The sequence below is a fragment of the Bdellovibrio sp. HCB209 genome, assembly GCF_047306065.1.
GTDB lineage: Bacteria > Bdellovibrionota > Bdellovibrionia > Bdellovibrionales > Bdellovibrionaceae > Bdellovibrio.
The window spans coordinates 1260577-1285423 of the sequence record NZ_CP178618.1 but is presented as its reverse complement, the minus strand read 5'-3'; the positions used below and the strand labels follow the sequence as shown (position 1 = coordinate 1285423).

Genomic DNA, 24847 nt, shown 5'->3' with positions numbered 1-24847 from the left:
AGGAGTTATGGAAGCGATCTTAAATAAAACTCAAGGGTTCCTAATTGCCGATTCGGGCAATCGCGAAGCGTTCCTGGAGCCCAACGAAATCATTACAGAGCATCTTCATTTAGCGCTCACCAGAGAGAGTCCAAATTTAAGTTACCTCCAAGAGTCGTTACAGCATGTCCGACTTGCCTTGAGCCGCGCTGAAGGTGAAATCTCAAGTTTTAGAGAGCTAAGTGAAATCTCCAGAAGTATTCTTAAATCAGTTATTCAAACTGAACCATTCGGAAGCACATCAAAATTTCTTCCATTCAACAATGTGGACATTAGAGAAATCTGGCAAGAGCTAATTAACCAAGCTTACGCTATCGACGGATCTGTTCGCAGCGGCGGGCTTGCGACACTCTATTTTAGAGTACGCAAAAAACACGAGTACGACAGGTACTTTAAGGTCCAATTCACAAGTTTCCAAGTTGAACAAGATAAAGCCGAAGGCTTGCTTGAAATTTCAGTCGAAAGAGCCGATCCCAAAACAGAGCCAATTTTAAAAACATTTCGAGAGCAGTTACTCAACGAGATTGGTTTCACCGAAGTGGCTTAGTTTTTCAAAGCAAGAAGGCATAAATAATCTCCAGCAAAAAATGTTAATCCTAAAAATTGGTAAGAATGTAGTTTCTCAAGTCTACCTCTGCAATTGAATGCAACTTTGCAGTTTCATTTGAAAAGTACGCAGGGGAATCAAAGGACAAATCCTGCCCTTCGAGGTGCATGAACCAATCTCCATTTAAAGTACGGACAATCATTTCTTCATAGTCGTTCTTCTTTCCATAAGGGAGAACATCGTTCCAATCGACTATAAGACTTCTGTATCGATTAGAATAATACTGCAATAGAGCTTGCCGTTGAGTATGCTGAATTCCTTCTTCAAAAAAATAATGAAGCTTTTCGTGGCTTTTTACTCGTTCTGCCACTTCATTTTTATAAATTATTCTAGTTCCACCATTTCCAGTTGGAGTTAACCCTCCATTTAAGTGTACGCCAATCATCGAATTGATGAAAATTGGCCTATCCGCGGGCAACAATTGAATCTCCTGGACCAGATGATTCCAAAGAAGGTTGTTATCACAATTAAACCGCTCAAAGGGAATGACGTGATTATTAATGTGATCACACCTTTCGTATATTTTCGCGATCAGATCTGGGTGGATTTTTACGCCTCTGCTTTTGAACGTCTTAAAATAGTATTCAATCCCGTCAAATAGTCCCACCAGTACCTACTTCGAAGCTTCAATCAGCACGGCTTCAATGAACCCGTTCAGGCTGTACCCCAGCTCTTTGGCTTTCTTTTGCGCATTCTTGATGGTCGATTCTCTTAAGTTGAAGCCACGAATCACCCGCTTCTCAGCCTTCTTGGCTCTTTTAACCGCAACTTTAGGAACTGCTTTCTTCGCCTTGGGTGCCATTATGAGCCTTTCGTTTCAAAGTTATACATTCATTGTAATGGTTTCAAATTAGATAGCTATCTTTAGTATCACCTAAACTATCGAAATCTGAAAGCTTTGGCCCGATGCACGATTATTACCCATATTCGGGCATTTCTCCGTAAAACATAGCTATTTTAGATAGCTACCAATTTATGCTATAGTTGTTTCTATAGCGAGGTTTCCATGTATTCGCAGTTCTTCCTGGTCACAAAGAGAGTCAGCTCAGATAAGCCTGTGGCAATTGTTAGAGGTGACAAATTCGTAGACCTTTTGAACACAGTTTTGGCCGACGAGAACATTGATCGCGAATATAAAGCTTTCTTTGCAGTGTGTTTATCTGGAGGCCTGCGAGTTTCCGAGGGACTAGCGCTTACCAAGGCGAACTTCATTGAAGATGATGGGTGCCTGTTCTTTAAGGTTTCAGTGCTTAAGAAGCGTCGCCATGAAGAAAGATGGTGTCGAGTCCACCCAGCCGCTCAAAGCTTCGTTAAAGAGGTTTTAGCGACAAAGGTGGGCACACTGTTTGACTGGGATCCATCAACTTGTCTCCGACGAATCAAAAGACACTTCCAGGTTGAGGGCATTTGTAACCACAGTCTTCGTCACTCGGCCATCAGCTACTATCTGTTCGAGGAAAAGAGAACGAAGGAAGAAACCGCAAAGTTATGTCATGTAAGTTCTAAAATCATCGATACCTACGCACACTTGGACGAGCGCAAAGTTTTGAAAGAGATGTTTAAAGGAGCAAGATAATGTTGAGACTACTGGTTGTTCTATTCAAATTCGGTTTTCAGATTCTGGGCAGCTCCCTATTCCCATTAATTGCATACTTCGCTATGGCCACTACTTTCCCACACTCAATCAAAAGAGTTCCTGAGTTCCAGCAATATCTCTTTCAGTTTGTAGCCCTAACATCGCTTATATCCGTATTCGTTTGTCGTTTTCGTCCTAGATTGGCTCCTTACGCAACGATTGGCATCTTAATTTTCGCCGGCGTTCGCGTTGCTACCATTCGCATGAATATCCAGGGACTTACCCCGGACGCCATTTTAGCAACAGGCGCGCTAATCAACTTCGCAATAATCACTCAGTTCACATTGTTTCCATTAAACTTATTGAAACTAATTGGTTCGGACAAAAAGAAGCAAAATTCGATCAAGATCAAATCTATTGAAGAAGCGAAGACAAATGAAGAACGTGGTCGCTTTTTCGAGGAGCACGTTGCTGGCATTTTGCGTTCGGTTTATGGGAATGCCGAAACTACAGCGAACCTTAAGGCTCGCGGGGAGATTCCTCCAATGTCTGGCGACAAGGGTGCAGATATTATTTTCTACAGAACAACGGCGATGACTAGCGTAAAGAAAGTATTGGTTCAGTGCAAATACTATTCTGGAAAGGTCGATATAAAAGCAGTACATGAAGTCGTAGGCGCAAAGGCCTTTTACCACGCTGACGATTTGATGGTTGTCACCAACTCCATCCTTACAAAAGAAGCCATGGACTTAGCAATTGCGAACTGTGTACAAGTGATTCAAGGCAGCGACTTAAAAGACATTCAAGCGAGAATGGCTTAAAAGCTATTAATGGACTGGAGATTCGAATGAATGATTTTAAACATCAAGATAGGGTTGAGCGATTCTTGAGTAACTTCGGGGCATCTGACTGCTCTGAGAAACAACAAATGCGACAGATTAGATGGCTAGACTATGTAGGCAATTATATATTTCCTGCCAATTCAAAACAGGTTATAAATGACCGACCGACAACCCATGAACTTAAACTGTCCTTTGGGAATTTGGATACCGTAATTCGCCTTAAGGTGATCCTGGTTCGGAAGCGCTTCAAAATGACAAGAGATTTCAATCTTTCTTACTAGCGGCTTGGCACTTTTTAGACGAGATACCCCTGAGCTTAGCCAAATCTTCATCGGTGATTTCGAAGGTCTCTTTTTGATCCTTGGCGATCTGTTCGTCATTCTCTTGAATAGCTTTCTGGAATAGCTTTAATTCTTCATCCATAGCGTCCCCCTAAGCTTTAAATGCCCATTGTAATAAAAATGCCATAACAGACGGCCAGTGGCAATTTACTTACAATTAAATCATCATATCACCTTTGATAGCTATCAAGATGCGGCCGATTCTCAATTTGGAGTTTTTGACTGGAAATCATAAATGAATCTGATACTATAGAGACCAGAGGTTAAGTGTGGTTTATTTTATCTCAGACTTCCATTTTGGACATACAAAGGTCATCGAATACGGTGAGCGCCCTTTCACGTCTTTGGAAGAGATGAATGATAAAATGGCGGCGGATTATAACTCCGTTGTTACTCCTGAAGACACCGTTTATATCGTAGGCGACCTTTCTTTGGGCGGCATCGAGCGCGCGAAAGAATATTTGTCCAAGCTTAATGGAAAAAAGATTCTAATTCGCGGCAACCATGATCGCGGATCTAAAGAGGATTTGCTAAATGCTGGATATGAAGAAGTTCACGACACATTGATTCTTAAGCATGATGGCATAACTATCGGTCTTTCACACTACCCGTTTCGTCCTCCTGGTGAAATGCCAGGCAAATATGACCTAAAGCCGGATCAATGCGACTTTTTAATTCATGGCCATCTCCACCAAATACAAAAAGAAAAGATTCATGAGAGTGGTAAGCTAATGGTCAACGTCTCCGTAGAAGTGTTGAACTACCTACCAATCTCTTTAGACGAAGTTGTTAAAATTTACCGAAGCACCATCTAAGTAAGACGCCTTGAAGCTTCTCGGCATACGCTGGGAGTTTTCATGTTCCGACCACGCCGCAAGCGCCTATCCAATCAGTCAAAGCTCGAGCAGATCGCAAAGTCTGAACTCGAACATTCAATAAATGAGTGCGGTCATTGCCTCTATAGGTCAATTCAAGCCCACGTTGCTCAGGAAATGCTCTCAAATGGGAATTTCGATATGAATGCATTCAATGCCCAATGCAAACTCCATTGGACAAACACGGAGCTATACCAGGAAGTTAAAAGTATCCGCGATAAAGGCGTTCCCATGGCGGACGTGGTTTTACAGATGAAATCTAAAGGATGGATCGCGATTTAATGGCCGGACGCCTAAAGCCAATCACTTCGATCCTAGAACTGGCATCGGCAGTGCAAGCCGACTAAATCCCGGAGGCACTATGCAAATCACAACTGAAACGTTTGAAGCGATGATTGTTTTACTTTATAAAATTGAGGAATATGACGCCTGTGATGCTCTTTTACAGGTATTTAGAAAGATCCATGCGGAATCGAAACAACCGCCCACTTTTAAGGTCGAACGAAAATCTGACGAAACAATTCATTAATCCTTAATGATCGAGAGAACGGCAGATACCACACCTAGGATAACTGCCGTCCATCTTGCCCAGGGTATATAAAAAACAACTCCCTTGCGCGTTTTCGCCCAAGCTTCTCGCTGTCTTTCAACTCTCGCAAGAACTTCTAACCACATTCCATCATAATATGGCTTTGCTTTATCGTGATTATCGATCCAGGTACGAAGCGCCTGCTCCACCTGAAATAGCAGCATTGAGAATACCCCCAAGAACACAGATATTTGCTGATAAGTCATAGCTACTCCTTGGGAATGCGTTTCTGCCAGCCCTCTTTGAGCGGACGTTCTTTCTCTACTTTAAACGAAATTTCCGCGCGACTATCTAGTAAGAATTGTTTGCGCTCTTCGGATGACATTGTCGCTGATCCAAGCCAAGACTCATATCGGCTCTGAGGTAAAAATAGAGGACAGCGATCATGGCCGATAGACATAATAAAGTCTGGTGGATCATGAGTTATGATCGAGAATGACTCAATCGTCTCGCCCGTCTCTTTATCGACCCACACATCAAAGATACCTGCCGCCAATAGCAGTTGATCTGCCTTTTCTGAGAAGCGAACCATGTTTCCAGCGAATTCATTTTCATAAATCGGCTCGACGAAATCAGAAATCGGAATCAAACAGTGATTCTTTTTAAATGGAACCTTCCAAGTTGGCTTTGTATCAATGCTCTCAAGGCGAGCGTTATGCGTTGCAAATTTGACCTTGGACTCTTTACTCCAGCCAGGCAGCAAAGAAAACTTCATCATTTTCAAAACAATATCAGCTTCGTGCATTACGATAACTGGAGCTTGAGCGTGAGGAAGAACATACTTAGCGAATGTGAATTGCTCTGGCAGAATCACGTTAATATGCTTCTGAAGAGAAGGTGCATCTGTATTCAGATGATAGCTGGCGCACATAGCTAAACTACCTCTCCGAATGAGCTATACCCTTCATTGAAGGCGTGTTTAAGCAATGAAATGTCTACCTGATTATGAGATACGCCAAAGAAAATCATAAATTCTTCCAACACTTCGATCATTTCCTTCGAGGCCATCAATGTAAAACTTGCCACGCGCTCCTTCTCGGGGATCGGAGAAATCGATCCACCGGAAGAGTAAAACTGCCGAACAACGGGAGAGCCGTGAACGAACCTGGATGTTAATGAGTAAATCTGATAGTATTGCGATGACATATCAAGCCCATCACAAATCTTCTTTATTGATTTACCTTCCCCATTCCATTTCGCAAGGTGATCTAAGGAGCCTTTTTTTGTCCAATATGGATGTTTCTCTTCAAATTCCTTAATCTCTTCGTCTGATGGATTTGGAAGTGATGGCGCACTAATTCTCCCGACTAGCGTTTCAAAGACTATAAAGTTAGCCAACCGTTGCAGCATCATTGCGGGGTCAGAGTGAGAATAGATATATTTAAGAGTGACTTTGATTTCGAATGCAACCCTCAGATTCAAGGCCGCCGGCGTAAGTAATAAATGAGCTTGATTAAGAATGTTCGCACGTAGCATATCTTGGATTTGAACAAGCATTGGAAACACGGTGCGAACCAAATTTTTATGCTTGGTCACTTTCGACTCTACATTCTCAGTAACAAAGCAAAAGTATCCATAACATTGCGTAAGGTAGGAATCGACGAGCGGCAACGATCGTGCGTCAATGTAAGCTTCTATTCTAGGTGCGACGTTGTTCCAATAGTTTACCCAATCAGGTTGTTGCGCCGTCATGTTCCTCCCTAATAAATAGAACCTTTGATGAAATATCGTACCACGCTTTCAACCTCCTTATTGCCTTCAAACTTCCGAAGAAAGCCTTTGGTCTTAAGGCGCGGATGTAGGTACCGATATACTAATTCAATTCTTGATTGGGAACGGAACGGCCTAGCCAATCGAGCTTCAACTTGCAAATACCATAGCCCACAGAGCAACAGCATTTTCTCAGGCCCGTCAGCCATTTTAGAATTAACCTCGGAGGCGACTTCAATAAAAAATTCTTCCGCCTTTATTGGTCGTGGCGGCACTACTTGAAAAGCAGGAGCCGGAGGCACTGGAACCCCAACTGAAGCCTGTAGCTCTCTCCAGAACAACTGATCTTTCTCAAACGAAGCCAGAACTCGAGAACCACGCATAATAGATTGGAAATCTCGCCAAGCAGTCAGAATTTTTTCGCCAGAATCTCTGCGGTCAAAATCCGTTAACAACTGCTTTCGAAAATAATCTAAGCTAGTACAGATGTGCCTTTTCTTACTGGCTTCAATGTCCTCAGCGCGCGAGACATGGTCTATAAGCTTTTGAAATCTCTCGCTTGGTTGCATGACTGCCCTAGGATTATTGAAAACTTTGGAAGTTCAATTTGAGTACAATCTCGTTCGTCACTAATATCCACTTCTTCAGCTTCATTCCATTCACGATCGGGACCGAGCGCCTCTATAACTAATTCTTTTATCGCACCCATATGCCCTCCCTTTTCTTGAAAGACTTACACATTATTTACACATTGATCAACTTCAAAATATTATGCGATATTTTCTCATATTGAGGTGTTTTGGCAAACTGATGCATGTTTAACATATCTTGAAATTCAACCGATCAGTGAATTATGAAAACACTGCTACTGATTCTACTAGCTATGCCCTCTTTCGCAAACGCCACTATCTGCAACGTATATTCGGAGAGCACAAACGATCCATATTACTTTGTGGAATCCATGTTCAATTCTCTGGGTGGGCTGAATACCATCACTAAGAAGATGAAAGATGTGCCACAAAAGGAATTCGTTTTTACGATGACAACTTCATTTCCGGGAATGAAGTGCGTGATTGAAGAACTCAAGCCATTCACTGAGTCTTCGAATAAAAGTATTGCTGAAAGTTCAAAACACCTCTCAGCCGGAGTAGCTAGCCTGATCGAAGGCTTTCAAGATCAAATCGGCATTCTAAAATCAATCGAGAAGCATGAGTTAACGGGAGAAGTAGAAGTTGCAACCAAAATGGGTGAAGCTGCGAATAAAGTAGATGCCGCTTGGTCAGTAATTATCATGGCCGGGATCAGCACTTCGGAAGCTTTAATAGATGACGACCAGCTTAAAAAGGATGGCAAGCTAAAGGCTTTGGTCATTAATGAAAAGCAGCGGACTGCGCTAGTTAAGTCAATTAAGTCTGATATTCCTATCAAAGGGAAACCAAAGTTTAAGCTCGAGCTTCTTGCCGACCAATATGTAAAGTTCTTGAATGACAAATGGGCTCTCAAAAAGAATTCGGAGAAAAAATGACCTACCTACTCGTCTTTGCCATGAATGCAGCAAATCTTCAGCCAGTAGTTCTAAAAGACTGCGTTCCATATAAATCAGAAAGCGCAGCAAAGATCGAATCCGTAGTTAAGGAAATCGAGAAGACTTCCAAGTGCGAAAAGTCTGAAGGCGCTAAATCTTGGAGCTGCATGAATCCCCAAGCTGGGATTATCACTAAAATCGTACTAATGACTGATAAAAAAGAGTGCGCAGCTTTTCCGCAAGAAGCATCTAAGAAACTGAAGACACTTCTAGGCAAATAACCGCTTAGTAATTGGTGCAGGCAGCATTTCCACCCGAGATGCTGACCGTACCACAGTTAGTTGAATACACCCCAGTAGAGCCAGAGGTTCTTCCTGGAGTGAGGAAAGTCACATTCTGAAGAGTTGCTCCACTTGTGCCAGAATAGATTCTCGAGTTTCCACTTAAACGCATGTCTTTGATTTTAATATTTCTAACTGTCCCACCATTGATATATCCAACAAGCAGAGCATCTACTTCCTTACTATTCCCTTCGATAATGCCACTGAATGAATTCATATAAGTCGAACTCATCATGGAGACACCTGAGCGCGCAGCCATATCGATTAACCCACCGATTGGAAGCGCCTGATCGAATGAATAGTTTGATGGCGCAATAATGTCATTCATCACATAAAAGTTCTGACCGGAAAGACTCATGTAGGCAGTCAGCTCAGATCCTGAAATTGCTCTCATCGTGTAATAGGAATTACTGACCAATTGTGGGACATACCAAGTCCCATCGTTATCGCGAGCCATGGACATGCGCTCAATATCTTTCATGTCGCAAAGAACGTTATAGCTAGTTCCACTGATGGTAGCGGTTCTGAGGATTTGACCATTGGGTATCGCATCGTCACACACGCTGTAGGCAGAGAGAGTGTGTTTAGGTACGTTTCCATTATCCAGGGCTGCCGAATTATCAATTCTATCAAAGCGGAGCAATAGATCCACCTTAGCCGAAGCAGGGGCTGTAAAGGAGGCCTGATAGGCCCCATTCACTTTAGAGAAATCACCATGTTGAAAGTTTGGCGTCTGAGTGCCAGAACAACCGTAGCAAAGAGAATAGACCGTAATGGTCCACTCGCCGGAAATGTCATAAACAGCCCCGTCTGAGCCCTTTGGTTGCACCGTAACCGTCACCGTCTCACCATCTTTCATGTAGGCTTTGTTCGATGTTACAGAGCTATTGGCATAACTGAGAGTCGCCTTTGTTGAAGTGCTACCGCCAGGGCTAGAGCCCCCTCCTCCACCTCCGGAGCATGCCGAAAGCAAAAGAAAGCTTAACAATACAAATGTTCCTCTAACCATAACAACCTCTGTGCACCTATCGGGATGCAATTCAAAACAGTTAAACAAGAACCTGTTAATGATCGAATTTTTCTCAGAGTTGTTCAAACTTAGCGTCTCGTGTCAGCGCATTGATGCCCGTTCAATCTATCATATTATAGCTATCTTTGATAGCTATCTTTTAAAGACGATTTAATGACAGATGACCGTCCAAGAATAAGAACCCATGTAAAAGTTGCGTAATACACGATAATACGAGAGTAATGCAAAGTTGGTTGGTAAAAATAGGCATGGCAAAAACACTTCATCCCAAAGGCTATTGGACCAAAGAGCGCGTTCTGAAAAGAGCCCGTCTTTATATGCGGCCTGGTCACTTTTGGAAGCATGACAGAGCTGCGGCGGCGTCCTCACAGCGCGGCGGATACTACGCCGAAGCTATCGCGCACATGGAAAAAATAGAACGCCGTCCGCGCGGTCATTTTATTGATCTAGATAGAATATTCGAAGCTTACGGATCAGTTGCCAATAGAACTGAACTACACAAGAAGCATTTAGGGGCAATTATTCAAGCAGAGCTTCTTGGTCTGCATGACATGCTGATTGAATGCATTCCCGAACGAGTCCGCCAACCCATTAAGGGCTCGGAAAAGTACATCTATGAAGCTGCCGCAAAATATGAATATGTTGCCGACTTCATCGAGGAAGAAGAAGCAGCCTATCAAGCAGCCTCAAAGAAAAAGATTCTTGCCGATGTTACAAAGCATATGAAGCGCAAAGGAAGCCTGTACAAGCGCTTCGTATATGAAGTTTCGAACCAGAAGTACATCTATGTCGGGTTAACTTCCAATATAGAAAGACGGTTTGCAAACCATCGCGCCTCTACTGACTCTGCTAGAGCAGCGCTGTTCAACGATCCAAATGCCGTCTTCAATATCAGTTCACTGATGGATGCAAAGATAGCCAGAAGTATCGAAGAAGGTCTAATTCGAAAGCATAGACAAGAATCCAAGCTTATCGTGCTAAATCAAAATGATGGCGGAGGATTGGGCTCTCCATGTAGATCGGAAACTTTTGAGGAAATCTTGGCAAAGGCCAAGGGTAAATCTATCCAGTTCATGAAGAAACATCATTCTGGCACATATAAGTCTATTATTCGCTTACCTATCGAACAAAAGAAGATTGTTCGCGCTTCGATGAAGCGGAAAATTTCCGAAGTGATTCCAATGGAGGACTTTCTTCAGTTTTGTGCGGGGAAAACCATGGATGAGCTGAGATTTGAGTATCCTGGAGTTAGAAAAAGACTGTATCGCCATCCCCAGAAAGTTGAGATTTTTAAGGTTATGGGTCATCAACCCAGAAGGCTCTCTGAACGTTACTAATCTTGCGCGGAGAGTGGTTCTGCGCAAGATTGTTAACATGCGTTTATTCAATATGCTTTGGAGGCGATACCTTTGCTGCTTTACAGGCAAGATCGACGCCCATTCTACAAGCCATGTTATTCAGGTTGAAAATGGTACCTTCGTAGCTCGGTTCATTAAGTGCCGCGATTCCCGTTCCCATTCCATAGCATGCCGCTGGCTCCAAATTACTGCATAACTTAGACATAACTAGATACTGGTCTGCCAAACTCAGCCCCTCGTCCCCCACGTTTTGCGTGCAAGAAACTAAATTACCCTTATCGCATGCGATCTTTCGGAGTCTACGGCTCTCCTTCGGATGACTCTTTTCAATAACGCTCGCATATTCTTCACATACGGTAGCCGATCCTTTATCGCAGCCATTTTTAAGAACTGCCTGAGCTTCCTTATTCCTACCCAGCTCAATAAGAGTACGACCATAATCAGCGCAAGTATCCACTTCGCCAAGTTCACAAGACTTCTTATAGTATTTGATCTTAACTTCGGCCAATGTGGAATTGTTTGCGATTAAAGCACATGGCAATGGTTTGCCAGAGTCGCATTCTTTTCCCAACCTATCCCACGCCATGCTTTTCAATTCTGTACTGGATTCCTTACGAGCGTACAGTCCTGAGCAAGCCATCATGTCGCCTAACTCACACCCACTTTTGAGATAAATTTCCTCTGATTTGGAATCATCACTGAAATATGCATGATAGGCGCGGAAGCGACACTGGTAACCAGTTCCATTTTTGCAGCCCACCTCCCACTCTGCTGGATATTTCGTGAAAGTTGAATCGTCTGGTTGCAAATTTCTGATCTTCAAAAATTTGATTCTAGTAAAATCGATTGGACTATTTGCGAACGTGCTGAAGTATGTTTCGAAATTAGGAAGCTTAACCTCAACTCTAAAAGAATTTGGATTCACAGGACCTTGGCTTTCAAGTTTAATCTCATCCATGGACTTTTTGAAGTCTTGCAAGCCAGAAGTGATTTCTGCTATTCGCGTATCGATCATGTGTGCAACTACGAATGTGATTGTTAGGTATCCAGCAACTGCAACAATACTGATCGGATAAGGTTTAAAGCCCATCACTTTTCTTTTAATCATGTACGCTGGAAATGCTATTGGCCAAAACAGTATAGAGTAAAGAAACCAGCGTGCGGCTCCTTGAGGATCCTTTTGCTTAGCCTCCACGAAGAATAGAATTCCCGAACTAATTGCCAAAGCAAAATACAATTGAATAAGCGCAGTGCTAGGCTGCTCAAGTAGGTTCATCTGACCAATCCAGAAGAAAACTGCCAAAATGGCGATTACTGGAAGAGCCAAAAGTATTAGGCCGTAATCTACTGCTTGGTTATTATTTTCAGACATGATTCCTCGCAACGTGCTAATTAACTATTCCGGATTTATTTAGGCAAATCGTCTTTATACTTCACAAGTAACTTGCAAGATTCATTATCGCCAAGATCGCAGCCTTTATTTAAAAGGGCCTTCATCTTCTTATAGTTTTTCTTTTTCAACTCTCTCATTACGAGCAGACGGCAAGCCTCGGGAATCTTTTTGTCACAGCTTTTTTCCCACAGCTTGTATGCCACCTCTTCGTTCCCCTTTTTGTATTCGAGATTACCTAAGAGATAGCAGCCTGAAAATTCCTTGTTGTCACAAGCAAGCTGTAAATTCTTTTTAGCTTCTGCGAGATTATCTCTCTTGAGTTCGATCGAACCAATCATCACGCAACCGTAATAGTTTTTTAGTGAGCATGCCTTTTTCGCATAGACTTCTGATTTGACCGCATCACCCATTTTTTCGGCGACGTTAGCTGCTGCAAGGCAAGGTGCCGCATTGTTCGCTTCGCACCCTATTTTATAGTGATTGAATGCTTTCAAAAAATCACCTTTGTCTTCAGCTTCCATACCAATTCCGGCACAGATTCTTGGGTCTGATTCTTTGCACTCATCATCTGATGCGTGGCAAACGGATCCAAATGTAAGTGAGAAAGTTGATAGCAAGGAAATGGCGGTGAACTTCAACGTAGTGGTTATTTTCATGAGCTTAAGAGTATCGTGAAAGCACTCATAGATAAACAGAATGCGATTTTAAGGGAAAGGAATTGGAGATTCGTCCCGGACAGGGAATTTATGCCTCCCAATTCGGTTAAAGCATTTTGATAAGTCTATTTAGAAGCGACCAACACCCTCGTCAGGCCACACGCGGCCGGACGCATAAAACCATGAATTTACGTCATTTTTCGAAACACGGCGTTTCCTGACTACTTTGGTTTGACTAACATCCTGATTTATCCGATTAGGGTTCTATGGCATGGACTAAGCGCAAGGATAAGAAGTCTGGCGAGCTTTACTACTCGTTTACGATCTACAATCCAAAAACAAAGAAACCTGAACGTCTTCGTAAAGAAGACACTTTCTTTATCAAAACCGATGAAGAGGCTGATCGTTTTTTGGCGAATAAAAAAGCCGAATCGAATGCTACTGCGCTGAGAATTCAAAAGAAGCTTGCTTGGCAGAAAAAGTACCACGATTTCGAAAATGAGCTGCTTCCCGCCTACCAAAAGGATCGTCAAGAAAAGGCCCCGAACTCATGGGCCAACAGTATGTTATATATGCGCCAATACGTTCTTCCTTACTTCTTGAACGAGTTGAACGCAAACAACCCATTGGCCTGGAATCTTCATTACGATAAATTTCGTGAACACTTATTGAAGGTTCAAAAGACTCGCGGAACAGGTCCGATCGCATACAACACGAGAAATCACATTATAATCGCGCTGAACACTTTTGTCGAATTCGTGGCAAAGCGGGGCGGTATGAGAGAAGATTTGTATAAGTGCGAACTGTTCGAAGAGCACTTGATGAACAAGCGCACACTTGCTGACATTTATCGTCCTCATGAAATTGATACGTTAGTTACAAACTTGGGCGAAATCGATCAAAACTCGAAAGAGTTCTTCATCATTCTCTATCGCACAGGAATGCGCATTAACGAGGCTCGGGGTTTGAGCCTACATGACGTAGTAGCTGGGGCAATTCCAAAAGAAAATATCGATAAAATGCTCAAGAAGTTTGGAATCTCCACTCGTGCTTACATTCATTTATCTACTCAGCCCAAAGTTCACCGTAAAGCTGAAATTAGAGACGAAACTGGAAGCATCGAACGAAAAGACCTTAAGGGTAAACGTAAGAAAAAGGTTGAAGAAAAGGATCGCTACGTGGCGATGTGGGAAGATGATGCAATCAGCATCATCAAAGCTCGTCGTTCGCTTCAATTGGATCTTATGAAAAAGAAGGTTTGGACAGACAAAATGTCCGACTATCTTCTGTTTGATGAAATCATTATCTCTGCGTTTGAACGACACTTGCAGGCAGCGTGCGAGAAGGCTCAAATTAAGTACCGCTCTCCCCACTCACTTCGCCACTATTTTGGAACGGTTTTGGCAGATATAACGTTCGGGAACCATCAGATAGCGCAAATGATGATGGGCCACGATGATCCGCAAACCACTGCGGGATATGTACATTTGGCAGCACAGCTTCAAGAAGAGACCGTTAAGAAGAAACAGGTCAACAACACTGACTGGGATGATTTGTAAAGATGGAAGATTGGTCAGGCAAAACGATCGACGAGCTAAAACAATATCTGAGTAAATTATCAGATGGGTATGCGATGCAATCGTATGGTTGGGGTGAGAACGAAATATTCATTCGAGGTTCAATTATTTCCCCGAATGAAAATGTAGTAGATCCTTCACGCTTCTCCTATTGCCCGAAACATTTGGTCAAGACTAACAATAGAGCAAACAGGGCCGGAGATACTCTTTTTTACTGCTGTACAAATCTACGAACAATGTTTAACGAAGTTCATCCTAAGCCAGGAGACTATCTTTATATTTCTTATTGGTGGGCAGATCGGGATATGCATGTCGTCCCGGTTGGCTATTCTCAAGAGGTGATAACCAAACTGGGATCAACCGTAGACATTCAAACTCTTTTCGCCGATTCGAGCTTTCATGAATCGCAATTGAAAGACTATCGAACTAAGCTTTACTTTGATGAATTCACTCGTCTTAATATTGACAATCCTGAGACGGACTATCGATTCAGCATTGCTATCGCTGAACAGCATTTTGCACCCGCTAGGTTAAATCCTAAGGAAGACAATTCAAAATATCAGAATGTCTATTTGGACTCCGAAGGTCGACCGCTCAAGATTATGGACGCGCTAATGTATCCTTCAATTAAGAGTCACGGGCACAACTATGCCATCCGACCAGAGTTCGTTGATTCTGCAATGAGCCTTATGAGAGTCGACTGTTTCGAAGTTATGCCAGATGAACAACTAAAATTTCTCAAGTTTTCAAATGTGTATGGCAATAAGCCGTTAAAATGGATCGAAACTGACGCCTATAAGAGCTGGGCAATCAACACCCCAAAAGGTCCAATCATTATTCTCAAGCATGACCGGATGTTTAACTCATACGACATTACGAATGGCTTCTATGTTACAGACCCGTCAAAAGTTAAACCTTTCTAGCAATCTACAAACAGCTTAAGCTCCTCTTGTTTACTTCCGAAAAGGATAATAATTGGAGGAGCGAATGCTCAAAGTAGGTTCCAAAAGTAAGTTAAAAATTGGGTTGTCGGCATTTACTATAATTCTACTAATTGGTGCAGCCAGCTTCCTAACGAACACCGAGCCACTCGGCGCAGAACTACCTTTAAATCTACGTGTTGGCATGTCCTCAAAACAAGTTTCAAAAAGCCTTGGCGTAGACTTTAAAAGCCTAACTGAGGCAAAGCAGACCATACGTCTTCATGAGTACCATGATTTCGATGCAAACGAATATCTTCAGAAGATCGGTGATTTGGTACTGACAGATGCAATCAAATCCACCCTGACTTCCAAATATGCATCAGTAGTCTTTAGAAACGAACGAACGCTTGTAAAAATGAAGTTCTATAAAGACGAGCTTTATGACATTCAGTTTGAGTTTGATCTTTCTAATCAAGAAACACTGTCCAAGGGAGATGAGATTAAGAACGAAGTATTATCAAAATACATTTCTGCCAAAGTTGAAAAGGCAGAGACTATCGATGGCGCTTACAGCGTGAAGTGGTCTCGAGATGGCATGAATGCAAGCCTTTGGGTCAATCCTAAGGATAGAATTCTGACTTTGCAGTATTGGGATTTCTCTGTTTTTAAGGAAGCTTTAGATCAACAAAGAGCATCTTCTGAAAAAGGGACTCTTTAAATATTTTCCCAAGTATCAATCGCGCTCTTGGCTTTCGTTTCCACTGAGCGCTCTCTCCACATAACACTCTCTGGTGTTTCTTTTTTGATTTCCTCGAGCATGCTCATATAGTTTCGCTTGAGAAAAGCATTTGAAGTGCCACGAATCTTAGATTCAATGGTTTTAACGATTTCAGATCGTTTTCTGTAGAAAGCTAATTCATCTATTGGGGAGATTGATTCTTTGAGGGAGGTTTCTAGCTGAAAGTAGTCCATATTACCTTCTAACCTCCTAAAACATCGAGGGGGACTCCACTCATCTTCTTTCAAGCACTTAGCTGCTCTCCAGGTAAGATAAATGGCGGGGTGGACGGGACTCGAACCCGCGGCCTTCCGCGTGACAGGCGGACGTTATAACCAACTTAACTACCACCCCAGTGGTGTTTTGGAAGACTTGTTATAGCTATTGTGTAACGTCAGGGCAACAACATTTTTTAATATTTTAATGATAACTGCGAACTAGAGGCGTTGCTGCTGCGGCGTAGACAACGTTTCTTGATCGATTTGCTGAGTTTTTGTGCAAATATGTGAGATCGCAGGGCTTTTCCAGTTCTTAACAAGTCCTATTTCAACACAGAATAACCACAAGGGAGTGGCAGCCTCCCCCGCATTTGCTATCATAAATGTATGACTTCGACTCCTACATCACGCATTGGCAAGCTCCTTATTATCGACGACGAAGAAGATCTTCGCGAAGTTCTGACGGTTATCCTTGAGGACTCAGCTCAACAGATCGACACGGCTGCGAATGGTATAGAGGGCATCGAAAAGCTTAAGACAGGCCATTACGACGCTGTTTTATCTGACGAAAAAATGCCTAAGAAAAGCGGTATCGAAGTTTTAAAATGGATGCGCGAAAATGGCATCAACACCCCTTTCATCATGCACACAGGATACGGTCAAAAGGACATCATGCAGGAAGCACAGCGCCTGGGAGTGTTTGCGTTGATCGATAAGCCTTGGGACGAGAAAAAGCTCATCAAAACTGTCGAAACAGCTTTGCAAAGTGGAACCTCTGAGCCAAAATAGTCTTTCTTAGGACTGGATGGCTTGTATGGAAAAACTTTTCTGGCTTGATATGGAAATGACGGGACTTGATGTTGAAAAAGAACGCATCATCGAGGTCGCTGCAATCGTCACGGATCTTAACTTTAAAGAGTTAGATGTTTTCGAAACAGTCGTTAAACAACCACAAAAATTTTTAGACAGTATGGATGCTTGGAATACTGAGCACCATAAAAAATCCGGCCTGACTGCTAAAGTTCCAAACGGCATGGCGGAGGATCAAACCGAAGCGAAACTTGTGGACTTGATTAAAAAGCACTGGCCAGAGCCGAAGGATCGCCCTGTACTTGCTGGAAACTCGATCATGCAAGATCGTCTGTTCATTAATAAGTACATGCCTGATCTTGCGGGACGTCTGCACTACCGCATGGTGGATGTGTCTTCGTGGAAAGTGATCATCAATAACAAGTTCCGCTACGTTTATCAAAAAACAAACAGCCACAGAGCTTTGGATGATATCCGCGAAAGCATCCAAGAACTTCGTCACTACTGTGATAATTTGAATTTTAAAAAATAAAAAAAGGCCGGGGGAACCCGGCCTTTTGCTTTTAGAATGCCCAGTCTTCGTCTTCGGTGACGACGGCTTTTCCGATAACGTAGGAAGAACCCGAGCCCGAGAAGAAGTCATGGTTTTCATCCGCATTCGGCGATAGTGCTGCCAAGATCGCAGGATTCACATCGGTCACTGCTGCTGGGAACAACGGCTCAAAGCCTAAGTTCATCAGAGCTTTGTTGGCATTGTAGTGCAGGAATTTTTTCACGTCCTCTGTCCACCCGACACCGTCATACAAATCCTCAGTGTATTTAACTTCGTTATCATACAAAGCAAACAGCAAGTTAAAGGCGAAGTCTTTCAACTCTTGCTTACGATCATCCGACAATTTTTCAAAAGCTTTCTGGAACTTATAACCGATATAATATCCATGGACCGCTTCATCACGAATGATCAAACGAATAAGGTCTGCAGTGTTCGTTAACTTTGCACGGCTCGCCCAGTACATCGGCAAGTAAAAGCCCGAGTAAAACAGGAAGCTTTCCAAGAATACACTCGAGATTTTTACCTTCAGTGGATCATCTGAATAGTACTCCCCTAGAATTAATTCAGATTTCTTTTTTAAGTATTCGTTTTCCTCGCTCCAGCGGTAAGCCTCATCAACGTCCTTCATCAAACACAATGTTGAAAAGATCGAAGAGTAAGATCTTGCGTGGACCGCTTCCATGAAAGCTACGTTCGTAAGAACGGCTTCCTCGTGCGGAGTCGCTGCGTGTTTCATCAATACCGGCGCCCCGACTGTATTTTGAATTGTATCGAGCAAGGTAAGCCCTGTGAAAACGCGGATTGTGAGTTGCTGCTCTTGAGCCGTTAGTGTTGCCCATGATGGGATGTCGTTGGAAAGCGGCACCTTTTCTGGCAACCAGAAATTTCCGGTCAAACGGTTCCAAACCTCTAGGTCTTTGTCGTCTTCGATACGATTCCAATTGATAGCTCTAACAAGTTTAATTTTTTCCATATGTAACGTCCTTCATTTTTCTAATTACAGTGAACAAGCTACGCAGCCTTGGACTTCAGTGCCTTCAAGTGCCATTTGACGGATGCGGATGTAATAAATTGTTTTGATCCCTTTTTTCCACGCATAGATCTGCGCACGATTGATGTCTCGAGTGGTCGCCGTGTCCTTAAAGAACAATGTCAGCGACAATCCTTGATCCACGTGCTGAGTCGCCATGGCATAAGTATCAATGATTTTATCAGGGCCAACTTCGTAAGCATCTTGGAAGTATTCCAAGTTATCATTCGTCATAAAGGGAGCCGGATAGTACACGCGTCCCACCTTGCCCTCTTTACGAATCTCGATCTTAGAAGCGATCGGATGGATCGATGACGTAGAGTTATTGATATACGAAATAGAACCTGTCGGAGGCACTGCTTGCAGGTACTTGTTATAGATCCCATGAGCTTGCACAGATTTTTTCAAATCCATCCAGTCTTGAGCCGTGGGCAAATGAATTCCCGCGTTCGCAAAGAGCTCGCGAACTTTAGCAGTAGCGGGCTCCCACTTTTGTTCAATGTATTTTGCAAAGTATTCGCCCGATGCGTATTTGGATTTTTCAAAGCCTTTAAAACGTGTCCCCGTTTCAATCGCGATCTTGTTCGATGCGCGAAGTGCGTGAAAGGCAACCGCATAGAAATACATATTCGTGAAATCTAAGGCCTCAGGCGAACCATAAAATATTTTTTCGCGCGCCAAATAACCATGCAGATTCATTTGCCCCAAACCAATGGCATGGGAAGCACGATTACCTTCAGCAATAGATGGCACCGATGAGATATCACTCATGTCAGATACCGCACTCAACGCACGAATCGCAGTTTCCACCGTCTGACCAAAGTTTTTTGAATCCATCGTGTGAGCAATATTCAAAGAACCCAAGTTACAAGAGATGTCGGTACCCAAATGGTCATAGCCTAAATCTGCATTGTAAGTGGATTCCTCTGCTGCTTGTAAAATCTCGGAGCACAGATTACTCATTGTGACTTTACCATCCACAGGGTGAGCACGGTTCACGTGGTCTTCGTACATCAAATACGGGTAACCAGATTCAAATTGGATTTCTGCCAAAGTTTGGAAGAACTTTCTGGCGTTGATTTTCTTTTTACGAATCTTAGGGTTGTCCACCATCTCATAGTACTTTTCAGTAACTGAAATTTCAGACAGAGGTTTTTTATAGACGTTGTAAACGTCATAAGGAGAAAACAGATACATGTCTTTGTCTTCTCGGGCCAAATCAAAAGTGATGTCTGGAATAACCACGCCCAAAGACAATGTTTTAATACGAATCTTTTCATCCGCATTTTCACGTTTTGTATCTAGGAAGTTCATAATATCTGGATGATGGGCGTTCAAGTAAACAGCCCCTGCTCCTTGGCGTGATCCCAGTTGGTTCGCGTAAGAAAATGCATCTTCCAATAGCTTCATGATAGGAATGATTCCTGAAGACTGGCCTTCGATCTTTTTAATCGGCGCCCCATTTTCACGGATGTTCGTGAGTAAGAACGCGACTCCCCCGCCGCGTTTTGATAACTGCAGGGCTGAGTTGATCGAACGACCAATGGATTCCATGTTGTCTTCCATGCGTAGCAAGAAACAAGAAACCAATTCACCACGCTGCTTTTTACCCGCATTTAGGAAGGTCGGCGTCGCAGGCTGAAAACGCCCTGTAATCATTTCATCCACCAACTGTTCAGCCAGTTGCGTGTTGCCGCGAGCTAATGCCAATGATGTCACGACGACACGGTCTTCATAGCGTTCTAGGTAGCGTTTACCATCAAAGGTTTTAAGAGTGTAAGCCGTATAGTATTTGAAAGCTCCCAAGAATGTTTGGAAGCGAAATTTAAATTTATACGCACGCTCATAAAGTGAATCGACGAAATCAAAGGAGTACTGATCGAAGACTTGCTTTTCGTAGTAGCCCTCTGTGAAAAGGTAATCCAATTTTTCTTTCAGGTTGTGAAAGAATACCGTGTTTTGATTCACGTGATTCAAGAAATAATTGCGAACGGCTTCACGATCCTTATCGAACTGAATTTTACCGTTCTGATCATAAAGATTCAGCATCGCATTCAGCGAATGGTAATCCATTGTTGTCGTTTCACGGGAGCGTTCTGTGGGTTTGCTAAGTTCTACAAGTTCCATTGTACATTTCTTTCTATAAGGTTCTTAACTGCATTCACGTCTTCATTGGTGCCGGCTAACTCGAACCGATATAAATACGGCACCTGACAGCGAGCCGAGATCACGTCACCTGCGCAGGCATACAGAGATCCAAAGTTCCTGTTCCCCGTGGCAATCACTCCGCGTAAAAGCTTGCGATTGCTTTCGTCATTCAAAAACTGAATGACGTCTTTAGGGACAGCACCCTTACCATCGTGGCCGGCGTATGTTGGCACCACCAAAACGAAAGGCTCCGTTACATGCAGCTCTGCTGAGCTGACTTTGTCTGGAGAGTCCCCCGGAATTCGCAGCGAGCGAATTCCCAGTTTGTTAATGAATCGAAAAGTATTTTTTGAGCGGCTTGAAAAGTAAACGACTAGAGGTTCATTGTTCATGATCCACCTCGGCCCCTATAAGGCGGCGATTTTATCCGGCCTGAATCCCGACCAGTGCTCTTCGCCCGCGATCACAACCGGCGCTTGCTTGTAACCAAGTTCCTTCACTTTCAGCAAAGCTTCTTCGTCCAAGGTAAGATCGATGATTTGAAATGGGATGCCGTTTTGCTCAAGAGCTCTGTAGGTAGCGACACATTGAACACAAGATGGCTGACTGTAAACGATGACTGATGACATAGATGCACTCCTTCGCTGTAGATCTATCGGTAGTGCTGAAAATCCATCTCAACCACTACGCATACTACATATAGGAGACCCGCCACTAAAAACTGTCAACATCTAGCGGGTGTGGATTTTTTGGGAGGGTGGCGAATTGTGCTAATAGTTTAAACAAAAAAATCACGGACTCAGTTTTTAAAATGACGTTCAATGTGCTGAATACACTCGTCAATTGACAGACGTTTGCAGGCCAAAGTGATCAGCATGCTCAGATAAAAATAAGTTTTCAATTGGATGACGCGAACACCTTAAACCCAGACCTAGGTCTAATCGCAAAAAGAAAGCCGGGTTTCCCCGGCTTCGTATTTTCTAAATTGTTTGCTCTAGTAAAGTGTCATCTTGAAGCTTGCGATACAGAGTTTTTCTGTCGATCCCAAGAGTCTTGGCCGTCAGATCTTTCACGCGGTCGCACTTTTCATAGACGAACTGAATGTATTTCTTTTCAAGTTCCATCAATGGCGCCACTTGTTCACCATAGCGAAAGACAAAGGCATTTTTGCGCTCGTCTTGTTCCTCATGAACTTCGACTGGTAATGCATCGTCAAACAACAAGAAAGCAGAAATATCGATTTCATTCCCTGATGTCAGAACCACCGCACGCTCCACTGCATTTTCCAGCTCACGTACGTTGCCTCGCCAAGGTTGAGTCAACAAGAACTCTTTTGCGCTTTTTTTAAATCCAATGATATCCGTGCCATTTAGGTCGTTAAACTTTTTCAAGAAGAACTCAGCCAGTGGTAGGATGTCTTCACGACGATCACGCAATGGCGGAATGTGCATCGGTATAACATTCAAACGGAAGAACAAGTCTTCGCGGAAACGTTTCGCAGCAACTTCAGCACGCAAGTCTTTATGAGTTGCCGTGATCACACGAACATCAATCGAGCGCGGTTGGTTTTCCCCGACTCTTTTGATCTCTTTTTCCTGAAGCACACGTAAAAGTTTTGCTTGAAGTGATAAGTTTAAATCACCGATTTCATCTAGGAACAACGTTCCGCCGTCTGCTTCCTCGAACAAACCGATTTTTTTATCGTGGGCGCCGGTGAAGGATCCCTTCGCATGACCGAAGAGCTCTGATTCCAATAGGTTTTCAGGAATGGCAGAGCAATTGATCGCGACAAATGGTTTATCTTTGCGTGGGCTCCAATTATGGATCGCGCGCGCGAAAACTTCCTTACCAGTTCCTGATTCACCCGTGATAGATACTGTCGCTGAACTTTTTGCCACTCGTTTAGCAAGTTCAATAATACGACGAATGCCTTCACTTTTTCCGATGATACCGTCAGGACTTAAACCTTTAGATTGATCAATCGCATCGCGCAGAGTTTTGTTTTCACGATTTAAATAGTTATATTTAAATGCACGCTGAGCTGAAATTAAAAGCTGCGGGAAATGGATGGGTTTCACCACGAAATCATAAGCACCTGCTTCGATCGCAGCGACCGCTGTATCCACGTCATTTGATACTGTGACCAAAATGATTGGCACCATCAAACCTTCATTGCGCATTTGGCGAATGAAATCGAGACCTGACATTTGTGGTAAATTTAAATCTGTGATCACCGCATCTGGATGAACTTTTCCAGATTTGATTTTTTGTAGAGCCTCAAGTGGCTCAGTACAGTGAAGCACTGTGATATCTTTTTGTCGGAAATACGCTGTTGCTAATTCTGCTAAGTCTAAATCGTCTTCAATAAGCAGAATGTGTTTCGGAGAATTCATAATTCACACCCCCAGTTGATGGGTTCATTTAAAACACTGAGGAATTTCGCGACAACCAAAAAGTCCTTTTATGCCCCACTCGTAATCTTTGACAGTTTCTTTCATGATTTATTTTGATCTGAGCAAAAAAGTCCAGTGGCACCGAGAATGCATTAATGATTCTTGTCCGGGGCGTTAAAGCCCCTCACAGAAGGAGACAACGATTATGTTGCAAAAGAAAATCATCGTTACAGCACTAGCAGGAGCGGCGGCATTTGCGGTTGGCTGCGCATCAACTGAACCTAAAGAAGCAAGCAATCAAGCGGTTTCCCCGCAAGTTTCGCAAGCTGCGGCCGAAGTTGGCGCGACTTATTACACAGTGATCGATTTCCCTAAAGGAAAAAACACAGTCACTGACACTCAAAAACAAAAACTTCGTGAGCTTGCTGGCGTAGCCAACGCAACTGGCGAAGTAAAAGAAATCCAAGTTTTGGCATGGGCAGATCGCGAATACCCTGCTGAAGGACAAAAAGTTTCTGGTGGCGACAAAAAGCTAGCAGATGATCGCATCGCTTCTGTTAAAGACTTTTTGAAGAAGGATCTTCAAACGTCTGCAGATGTTGACGGTCACAACATGGCTCAACGCCCGGGTTTCTTTGCAGACCTAGTGAACAGCCAAGACAACAAAACTAAAAACACATTTGAAAGCATTGGCGCCGCACCAAACGATGTGGGTTCACGCCAAGCATTGACAGGAAACAAAGCTTCTAAAGCAGTTATCCTAGTAAAATACCAATAGGAGGTTTTTATGATTAATAAAGATATTATCCAAGGTAAATGGACTGAGATCAAAGGTGAGCTTCGCAAAACATGGGGCAATATCACTGATGACGAATTTGAAAAAACTAAAGGTGATGCACAAGCTATCGCTGGTATCGTTCAACAACGTTACGGCATCGCTAAAGAAGACGCTTCTAAAAAAGTAGGCGATCTTTTCGACAGATACGGTGAGTCTGCAAAAGACACTCTTCGCGACAACCGCGACGAGGCAGCTCGCAAATCTAGACACTAGATAATTGTTCGCTCCGTGACTGGATCCTTCAGCGGTCACGGGTTCTCCGCCGCCCCTCAAGACTTCCGCCGAAGTTGAGAGGGGCGGTCTCTCTCTTCTAAGATTTAAACAACAAGGAGTCTTTTATGGCATCAACGACAGACCAAATGGTAAACTCTGGTAAATCGGCTTACAATAAGGCTAAGGACAGCTTGAACAACGTTGAATTAAACGACGCTGATCAATTCATGGATAAAGTTAAATCTGGCTACCAAGTCGCAGAAGATACAGCAGTGGAATACGCTGATAAAGCGATGAAAGTCGCTAAGAAAAATCCAGCACTCGTAGCAGTTGGTGCTGCAGGCTTGGGTCTTTTGATTGGCGGCCTAATCGGTCGCAGCATGAAAAAACACTAAGATATTATATACCAAGTGCGCTGTCGAAAGGGATTCCGGCAGCGCGCTTATTTTGCGAAGCCAAATTGAAGTTTGCAGAGAATGGCGAA

34 protein-coding genes and 1 tRNA gene are annotated in these 24847 nt (G+C 43.2%); 17 read left to right on the top strand and 18 right to left on the bottom strand.

Going from position 1 to position 24847, the window contains the following annotated elements:
- Positions 1–7: 7 nt before the first annotated feature.
- Positions 8–586 carry a hypothetical protein gene (locus ACLVWP_RS06355; protein ID WP_413560741.1) on the top strand — a complete coding sequence of 193 codons (579 nt, stop codon included), beginning with the start codon at positions 8–10 and terminating at the stop codon, positions 584–586.
- 49 nt (positions 587–635) lie between these two features.
- On the opposite strand, the gene ACLVWP_RS06350 is transcribed toward ACLVWP_RS06355, so the two are convergent.
- A complete protein-coding gene (locus ACLVWP_RS06350) occupies positions 636–1253 on the bottom strand; it encodes a hypothetical protein (RefSeq protein WP_413560740.1) in 618 nt (205 codons plus the stop codon).
- A gap of 6 nt (positions 1254–1259) precedes the next feature.
- Entirely contained in the window at positions 1260–1448 is a 189-nt protein-coding gene (locus ACLVWP_RS06345; RefSeq protein WP_413560739.1) for a hypothetical protein, read from the bottom strand.
- 255 nt (positions 1449–1703) lie between these two features.
- Between ACLVWP_RS06345 and ACLVWP_RS06340 the strand changes: the two genes are divergently transcribed.
- Complete coding sequence (locus tag ACLVWP_RS06340; RefSeq protein ID WP_413560738.1) at positions 1704–2222, top strand: hypothetical protein; 519 nt, start codon at positions 1704–1706, stop codon at positions 2220–2222.
- Positions 2222–3043, top strand: a complete 822-nt coding sequence (locus ACLVWP_RS06335) for a restriction endonuclease (RefSeq protein ID WP_413560737.1) — start codon at positions 2222–2224, stop codon at positions 3041–3043. The genes ACLVWP_RS06340 and ACLVWP_RS06335 overlap by 1 nt, the downstream gene beginning before the upstream one ends.
- A gap of 285 nt (positions 3044–3328) precedes the next feature.
- Here the strand turns inward: ACLVWP_RS06335 and ACLVWP_RS06330 are convergent, their stop codons facing one another.
- Entirely contained in the window at positions 3329–3487 is a 159-nt protein-coding gene (locus ACLVWP_RS06330) for a hypothetical protein (RefSeq protein ID WP_413560736.1), read from the bottom strand.
- 187 nt (positions 3488–3674) lie between these two features.
- On the opposite strand from ACLVWP_RS06330, the gene ACLVWP_RS06325 reads away from it, so the two are divergent.
- The 3 genes from ACLVWP_RS06325 to ACLVWP_RS06315 all read left to right on the top strand — a co-directional run bounded on the left by ACLVWP_RS06325 (position 3675) and on the right by ACLVWP_RS06315 (position 4809).
- Positions 3675–4220, top strand: coding sequence for a metallophosphoesterase (locus tag ACLVWP_RS06325; RefSeq protein ID WP_413560734.1), 546 nt, complete (start codon positions 3675–3677; stop codon positions 4218–4220).
- A 201-nt stretch (positions 4221–4421) separates the two neighbouring features.
- Positions 4422–4562 carry a hypothetical protein gene (locus ACLVWP_RS06320; RefSeq protein WP_413560733.1) on the top strand — a complete coding sequence of 47 codons (141 nt, stop codon included), beginning with the start codon at positions 4422–4424 and terminating at the stop codon, positions 4560–4562.
- A 79-nt stretch (positions 4563–4641) separates the two neighbouring features.
- On the top strand, positions 4642–4809 hold the full coding sequence (locus tag ACLVWP_RS06315) for a hypothetical protein (RefSeq protein ID WP_413560732.1): 168 nt from the start codon (positions 4642–4644) through the stop codon (positions 4807–4809).
- Here ACLVWP_RS06315 and ACLVWP_RS06310 read toward each other — a convergent pair.
- Genes ACLVWP_RS06310 through ACLVWP_RS06290 form a run of 5 tightly spaced genes read right to left on the bottom strand, consistent with a single transcriptional unit; the run spans position 4806 to position 7288 of the window.
- Positions 4806–5075 (bottom strand): hypothetical protein, encoded by a 270-nt coding sequence (locus ACLVWP_RS06310; protein WP_413560730.1) that lies wholly within the window; start codon positions 5073–5075, stop codon positions 4806–4808. The two genes, ACLVWP_RS06315 and ACLVWP_RS06310, sit on opposite strands and share 4 nt — an antisense overlap.
- Positions 5076–5077: 2 nt before the next feature.
- Positions 5078–5740 (bottom strand): SOS response-associated peptidase, encoded by a 663-nt coding sequence (locus ACLVWP_RS06305; protein WP_413560729.1) that lies wholly within the window; start codon positions 5738–5740, stop codon positions 5078–5080.
- A gap of 2 nt (positions 5741–5742) precedes the next feature.
- A complete protein-coding gene (locus tag ACLVWP_RS06300; protein ID WP_413560727.1) occupies positions 5743–6561 on the bottom strand; it encodes a DUF5677 domain-containing protein in 819 nt (272 codons plus the stop codon).
- Positions 6562–6569: 8 nt separating this feature from the next.
- Positions 6570–7148: a hypothetical protein gene (locus ACLVWP_RS06295; protein ID WP_413560726.1), complete on the bottom strand. Its 579-nt coding sequence runs from the start codon at positions 7146–7148 to the stop codon at positions 6570–6572.
- Complete coding sequence (locus ACLVWP_RS06290; RefSeq protein WP_413560725.1) at positions 7115–7288, bottom strand: hypothetical protein; 174 nt, start codon at positions 7286–7288, stop codon at positions 7115–7117. The genes ACLVWP_RS06295 and ACLVWP_RS06290 overlap by 34 nt, the downstream gene beginning before the upstream one ends.
- Positions 7289–7432: 144 nt before the next feature.
- Here ACLVWP_RS06290 and ACLVWP_RS06285 point away from each other — a divergent pair, with 144 nt between their 5' ends.
- Together ACLVWP_RS06285 and ACLVWP_RS06280 are read left to right on the top strand one after the other, a co-directional pair.
- The gene (locus ACLVWP_RS06285; protein ID WP_413560724.1) at positions 7433–8104 is read left to right on the top strand and encodes a hypothetical protein; all 672 of its coding nucleotides are present in this window, start codon (positions 7433–7435) and stop codon (positions 8102–8104) included.
- Positions 8101–8385, top strand: coding sequence for a hypothetical protein (locus ACLVWP_RS06280; protein ID WP_413560722.1), 285 nt, complete (start codon positions 8101–8103; stop codon positions 8383–8385). Before ACLVWP_RS06285 ends, ACLVWP_RS06280 begins: the two co-directional genes overlap by 4 nt.
- A gap of 4 nt (positions 8386–8389) precedes the next feature.
- On the opposite strand, the gene ACLVWP_RS06275 is transcribed toward ACLVWP_RS06280, so the two are convergent.
- Entirely contained in the window at positions 8390–9454 is a 1065-nt protein-coding gene (locus ACLVWP_RS06275) for a hypothetical protein (protein ID WP_413560720.1), read from the bottom strand.
- Positions 9455–9696: 242 nt separating this feature from the next.
- On the opposite strand from ACLVWP_RS06275, the gene ACLVWP_RS06270 reads away from it, so the two are divergent.
- Entirely contained in the window at positions 9697–10812 is a 1116-nt protein-coding gene (locus tag ACLVWP_RS06270; protein WP_413560719.1) for a GIY-YIG nuclease family protein, read from the top strand.
- Between the two features lie 43 nt (positions 10813–10855).
- Here ACLVWP_RS06270 and ACLVWP_RS06265 read toward each other — a convergent pair whose 3' ends face one another.
- Positions 10856–12205: a hypothetical protein gene (locus ACLVWP_RS06265; RefSeq protein ID WP_413560717.1), complete on the bottom strand. Its 1350-nt coding sequence runs from the start codon at positions 12203–12205 to the stop codon at positions 10856–10858.
- A gap of 35 nt (positions 12206–12240) precedes the next feature.
- Entirely contained in the window at positions 12241–12882 is a 642-nt protein-coding gene (locus ACLVWP_RS06260) for a hypothetical protein (RefSeq protein ID WP_413560716.1), read from the bottom strand.
- 266 nt (positions 12883–13148) lie between these two features.
- On the opposite strand from ACLVWP_RS06260, the gene ACLVWP_RS06255 reads away from it, so the two are divergent.
- From ACLVWP_RS06255 to ACLVWP_RS06245, 3 genes are all read left to right on the top strand, one after another.
- Entirely contained in the window at positions 13149–14441 is a 1293-nt protein-coding gene (locus tag ACLVWP_RS06255; RefSeq protein WP_413560715.1) for a tyrosine-type recombinase/integrase, read from the top strand.
- Positions 14442–14443: 2 nt separating this feature from the next.
- Complete coding sequence (locus tag ACLVWP_RS06250; protein ID WP_413560714.1) at positions 14444–15382, top strand: hypothetical protein; 939 nt, start codon at positions 14444–14446, stop codon at positions 15380–15382.
- Between the two features lie 64 nt (positions 15383–15446).
- Positions 15447–16100: a hypothetical protein gene (locus ACLVWP_RS06245; RefSeq protein WP_413560713.1), complete on the top strand. Its 654-nt coding sequence runs from the start codon at positions 15447–15449 to the stop codon at positions 16098–16100.
- Here the strand turns inward: ACLVWP_RS06245 and ACLVWP_RS06240 are convergent.
- The gene (locus ACLVWP_RS06240) at positions 16097–16354 is read right to left on the bottom strand and encodes a hypothetical protein (RefSeq protein ID WP_413560712.1); all 258 of its coding nucleotides are present in this window, start codon (positions 16352–16354) and stop codon (positions 16097–16099) included. The two genes, ACLVWP_RS06245 and ACLVWP_RS06240, sit on opposite strands and share 4 nt — an antisense overlap.
- A gap of 83 nt (positions 16355–16437) precedes the next feature.
- A tRNA-Asp gene (locus tag ACLVWP_RS06235) sits at positions 16438–16514 on the bottom strand.
- A 251-nt stretch (positions 16515–16765) separates the two neighbouring features.
- Between ACLVWP_RS06235 and ACLVWP_RS06230 the strand changes: the two genes are divergently transcribed.
- Together ACLVWP_RS06230 and orn are read left to right on the top strand one after the other, a co-directional pair.
- Complete coding sequence (locus ACLVWP_RS06230; protein ID WP_413560711.1) at positions 16766–17167, top strand: response regulator; 402 nt, start codon at positions 16766–16768, stop codon at positions 17165–17167.
- A gap of 25 nt (positions 17168–17192) precedes the next feature.
- On the top strand, positions 17193–17720 hold the full coding sequence (orn, locus tag ACLVWP_RS06225; RefSeq protein ID WP_413560709.1) for an oligoribonuclease: 528 nt from the start codon (positions 17193–17195) through the stop codon (positions 17718–17720).
- Positions 17721–17751: 31 nt separating this feature from the next.
- On the opposite strand, the gene nrdF is transcribed toward orn, so the two are convergent.
- The 5 genes from nrdF to ACLVWP_RS06200 all read right to left on the bottom strand — a co-directional run bounded on the left by nrdF (position 17752) and on the right by ACLVWP_RS06200 (position 23312).
- On the bottom strand, positions 17752–18714 hold the full coding sequence (gene nrdF, locus ACLVWP_RS06220) for a class 1b ribonucleoside-diphosphate reductase subunit beta (RefSeq protein WP_413560707.1): 963 nt from the start codon (positions 18712–18714) through the stop codon (positions 17752–17754).
- Positions 18715–18738: 24 nt separating this feature from the next.
- Entirely contained in the window at positions 18739–20898 is a 2160-nt protein-coding gene (gene nrdE, locus ACLVWP_RS06215) for a class 1b ribonucleoside-diphosphate reductase subunit alpha (RefSeq protein ID WP_413560706.1), read from the bottom strand.
- Positions 20886–21311, bottom strand: a complete 426-nt coding sequence (nrdI, locus tag ACLVWP_RS06210; protein WP_413560705.1) for a class Ib ribonucleoside-diphosphate reductase assembly flavoprotein NrdI — start codon at positions 21309–21311, stop codon at positions 20886–20888. Before nrdI ends, nrdE begins: the two co-directional genes overlap by 13 nt.
- A 15-nt stretch (positions 21312–21326) precedes the next feature.
- Positions 21327–21548 (bottom strand): glutaredoxin-like protein NrdH, encoded by a 222-nt coding sequence (gene nrdH / locus ACLVWP_RS06205; protein WP_413560704.1) that lies wholly within the window; start codon positions 21546–21548, stop codon positions 21327–21329.
- 351 nt (positions 21549–21899) lie between these two features.
- A complete protein-coding gene (locus ACLVWP_RS06200) occupies positions 21900–23312 on the bottom strand; it encodes a sigma-54-dependent transcriptional regulator (protein ID WP_413560703.1) in 1413 nt (470 codons plus the stop codon).
- Between the two features lie 205 nt (positions 23313–23517).
- Between ACLVWP_RS06200 and ACLVWP_RS06195 the strand changes: the two genes are divergently transcribed.
- The 3 genes from ACLVWP_RS06195 (at position 23518) to ACLVWP_RS06185 (ending at position 24758) form a co-directional block, all read left to right on the top strand.
- Positions 23518–24090 (top strand): hypothetical protein, encoded by a 573-nt coding sequence (locus ACLVWP_RS06195; protein ID WP_413560702.1) that lies wholly within the window; start codon positions 23518–23520, stop codon positions 24088–24090.
- Between the two features lie 9 nt (positions 24091–24099).
- The gene (locus tag ACLVWP_RS06190; protein WP_413560700.1) at positions 24100–24363 is read left to right on the top strand and encodes a CsbD family protein; all 264 of its coding nucleotides are present in this window, start codon (positions 24100–24102) and stop codon (positions 24361–24363) included.
- A gap of 125 nt (positions 24364–24488) precedes the next feature.
- The gene (locus ACLVWP_RS06185) at positions 24489–24758 is read left to right on the top strand and encodes a hypothetical protein (protein WP_413560699.1); all 270 of its coding nucleotides are present in this window, start codon (positions 24489–24491) and stop codon (positions 24756–24758) included.
- Positions 24759–24847: the final 89 nt, after the last annotated feature.

Bases quoted from the DNA above. Each gene is read 5' to 3' on its own strand.
- ACLVWP_RS06345 (WP_413560739.1), bottom strand. From the start codon at position 1,448: ATGGCACCCAAGGCGAAGAAAGCAGTTCCTAAAGTTGCGGTTAAAAGA.
- ACLVWP_RS06250 (WP_413560714.1), top strand. From the start codon at position 14,444: ATGGAAGATTGGTCAGGCAAAACGATCGACGAGCTAAAACAATATCTG.
- ACLVWP_RS06195 (WP_413560702.1), top strand. From the start codon at position 23,518: ATGTTGCAAAAGAAAATCATCGTTACAGCACTAGCAGGAGCGGCGGCA.
- ACLVWP_RS06270 (WP_413560719.1), top strand. From the start codon at position 9,697: ATGCAAAGTTGGTTGGTAAAAATAGGCATGGCAAAAACACTTCATCCC.
- ACLVWP_RS06335 (WP_413560737.1), top strand. From the start codon at position 2,222: ATGTTGAGACTACTGGTTGTTCTATTCAAATTCGGTTTTCAGATTCTG.
- ACLVWP_RS06330 (WP_413560736.1), bottom strand. From the start codon at position 3,487: ATGGATGAAGAATTAAAGCTATTCCAGAAAGCTATTCAAGAGAATGAC.
- ACLVWP_RS06300 (WP_413560727.1), bottom strand. From the start codon at position 6,561: ATGACGGCGCAACAACCTGATTGGGTAAACTATTGGAACAACGTCGCA.
- ACLVWP_RS06275 (WP_413560720.1), bottom strand. From the start codon at position 9,454: ATGGTTAGAGGAACATTTGTATTGTTAAGCTTTCTTTTGCTTTCGGCA.
- ACLVWP_RS06355 (WP_413560741.1), top strand. From the start codon at position 8: ATGGAAGCGATCTTAAATAAAACTCAAGGGTTCCTAATTGCCGATTCG.
- ACLVWP_RS06240 (WP_413560712.1), bottom strand. From the start codon at position 16,354: ATGGACTACTTTCAGCTAGAAACCTCCCTCAAAGAATCAATCTCCCCA.
- ACLVWP_RS06285 (WP_413560724.1), top strand. From the start codon at position 7,433: ATGAAAACACTGCTACTGATTCTACTAGCTATGCCCTCTTTCGCAAAC.
- ACLVWP_RS06260 (WP_413560716.1), bottom strand. From the start codon at position 12,882: ATGAAAATAACCACTACGTTGAAGTTCACCGCCATTTCCTTGCTATCA.
- orn (WP_413560709.1), top strand. From the start codon at position 17,193: ATGGAAAAACTTTTCTGGCTTGATATGGAAATGACGGGACTTGATGTT.
- nrdF (WP_413560707.1), bottom strand. From the start codon at position 18,714: ATGGAAAAAATTAAACTTGTTAGAGCTATCAATTGGAATCGTATCGAA.
- ACLVWP_RS06290 (WP_413560725.1), bottom strand. From the start codon at position 7,288: ATGGGTGCGATAAAAGAATTAGTTATAGAGGCGCTCGGTCCCGATCGT.
- nrdI (WP_413560705.1), bottom strand. From the start codon at position 21,311: ATGAACAATGAACCTCTAGTCGTTTACTTTTCAAGCCGCTCAAAAAAT.
- ACLVWP_RS06310 (WP_413560730.1), bottom strand. From the start codon at position 5,075: ATGACTTATCAGCAAATATCTGTGTTCTTGGGGGTATTCTCAATGCTG.
- ACLVWP_RS06190 (WP_413560700.1), top strand. From the start codon at position 24,100: ATGATTAATAAAGATATTATCCAAGGTAAATGGACTGAGATCAAAGGT.
- ACLVWP_RS06265 (WP_413560717.1), bottom strand. From the start codon at position 12,205: ATGTCTGAAAATAATAACCAAGCAGTAGATTACGGCCTAATACTTTTG.
- ACLVWP_RS06255 (WP_413560715.1), top strand. From the start codon at position 13,149: ATGGCATGGACTAAGCGCAAGGATAAGAAGTCTGGCGAGCTTTACTAC.
- ACLVWP_RS06315 (WP_413560732.1), top strand. From the start codon at position 4,642: ATGCAAATCACAACTGAAACGTTTGAAGCGATGATTGTTTTACTTTAT.
- ACLVWP_RS06200 (WP_413560703.1), bottom strand. From the start codon at position 23,312: ATGAATTCTCCGAAACACATTCTGCTTATTGAAGACGATTTAGACTTA.
- nrdE (WP_413560706.1), bottom strand. From the start codon at position 20,898: ATGGAACTTGTAGAACTTAGCAAACCCACAGAACGCTCCCGTGAAACG.
- ACLVWP_RS06305 (WP_413560729.1), bottom strand. From the start codon at position 5,740: ATGTGCGCCAGCTATCATCTGAATACAGATGCACCTTCTCTTCAGAAG.
- ACLVWP_RS06185 (WP_413560699.1), top strand. From the start codon at position 24,489: ATGGCATCAACGACAGACCAAATGGTAAACTCTGGTAAATCGGCTTAC.
- nrdH (WP_413560704.1), bottom strand. From the start codon at position 21,548: ATGTCATCAGTCATCGTTTACAGTCAGCCATCTTGTGTTCAATGTGTC.
- ACLVWP_RS06280 (WP_413560722.1), top strand. From the start codon at position 8,101: ATGACCTACCTACTCGTCTTTGCCATGAATGCAGCAAATCTTCAGCCA.
- ACLVWP_RS06245 (WP_413560713.1), top strand. From the start codon at position 15,447: ATGCTCAAAGTAGGTTCCAAAAGTAAGTTAAAAATTGGGTTGTCGGCA.
- ACLVWP_RS06230 (WP_413560711.1), top strand. From the start codon at position 16,766: ATGACTTCGACTCCTACATCACGCATTGGCAAGCTCCTTATTATCGAC.
- ACLVWP_RS06320 (WP_413560733.1), top strand. From the start codon at position 4,422: ATGAATGCATTCAATGCCCAATGCAAACTCCATTGGACAAACACGGAG.
- ACLVWP_RS06295 (WP_413560726.1), bottom strand. From the start codon at position 7,148: ATGCAACCAAGCGAGAGATTTCAAAAGCTTATAGACCATGTCTCGCGC.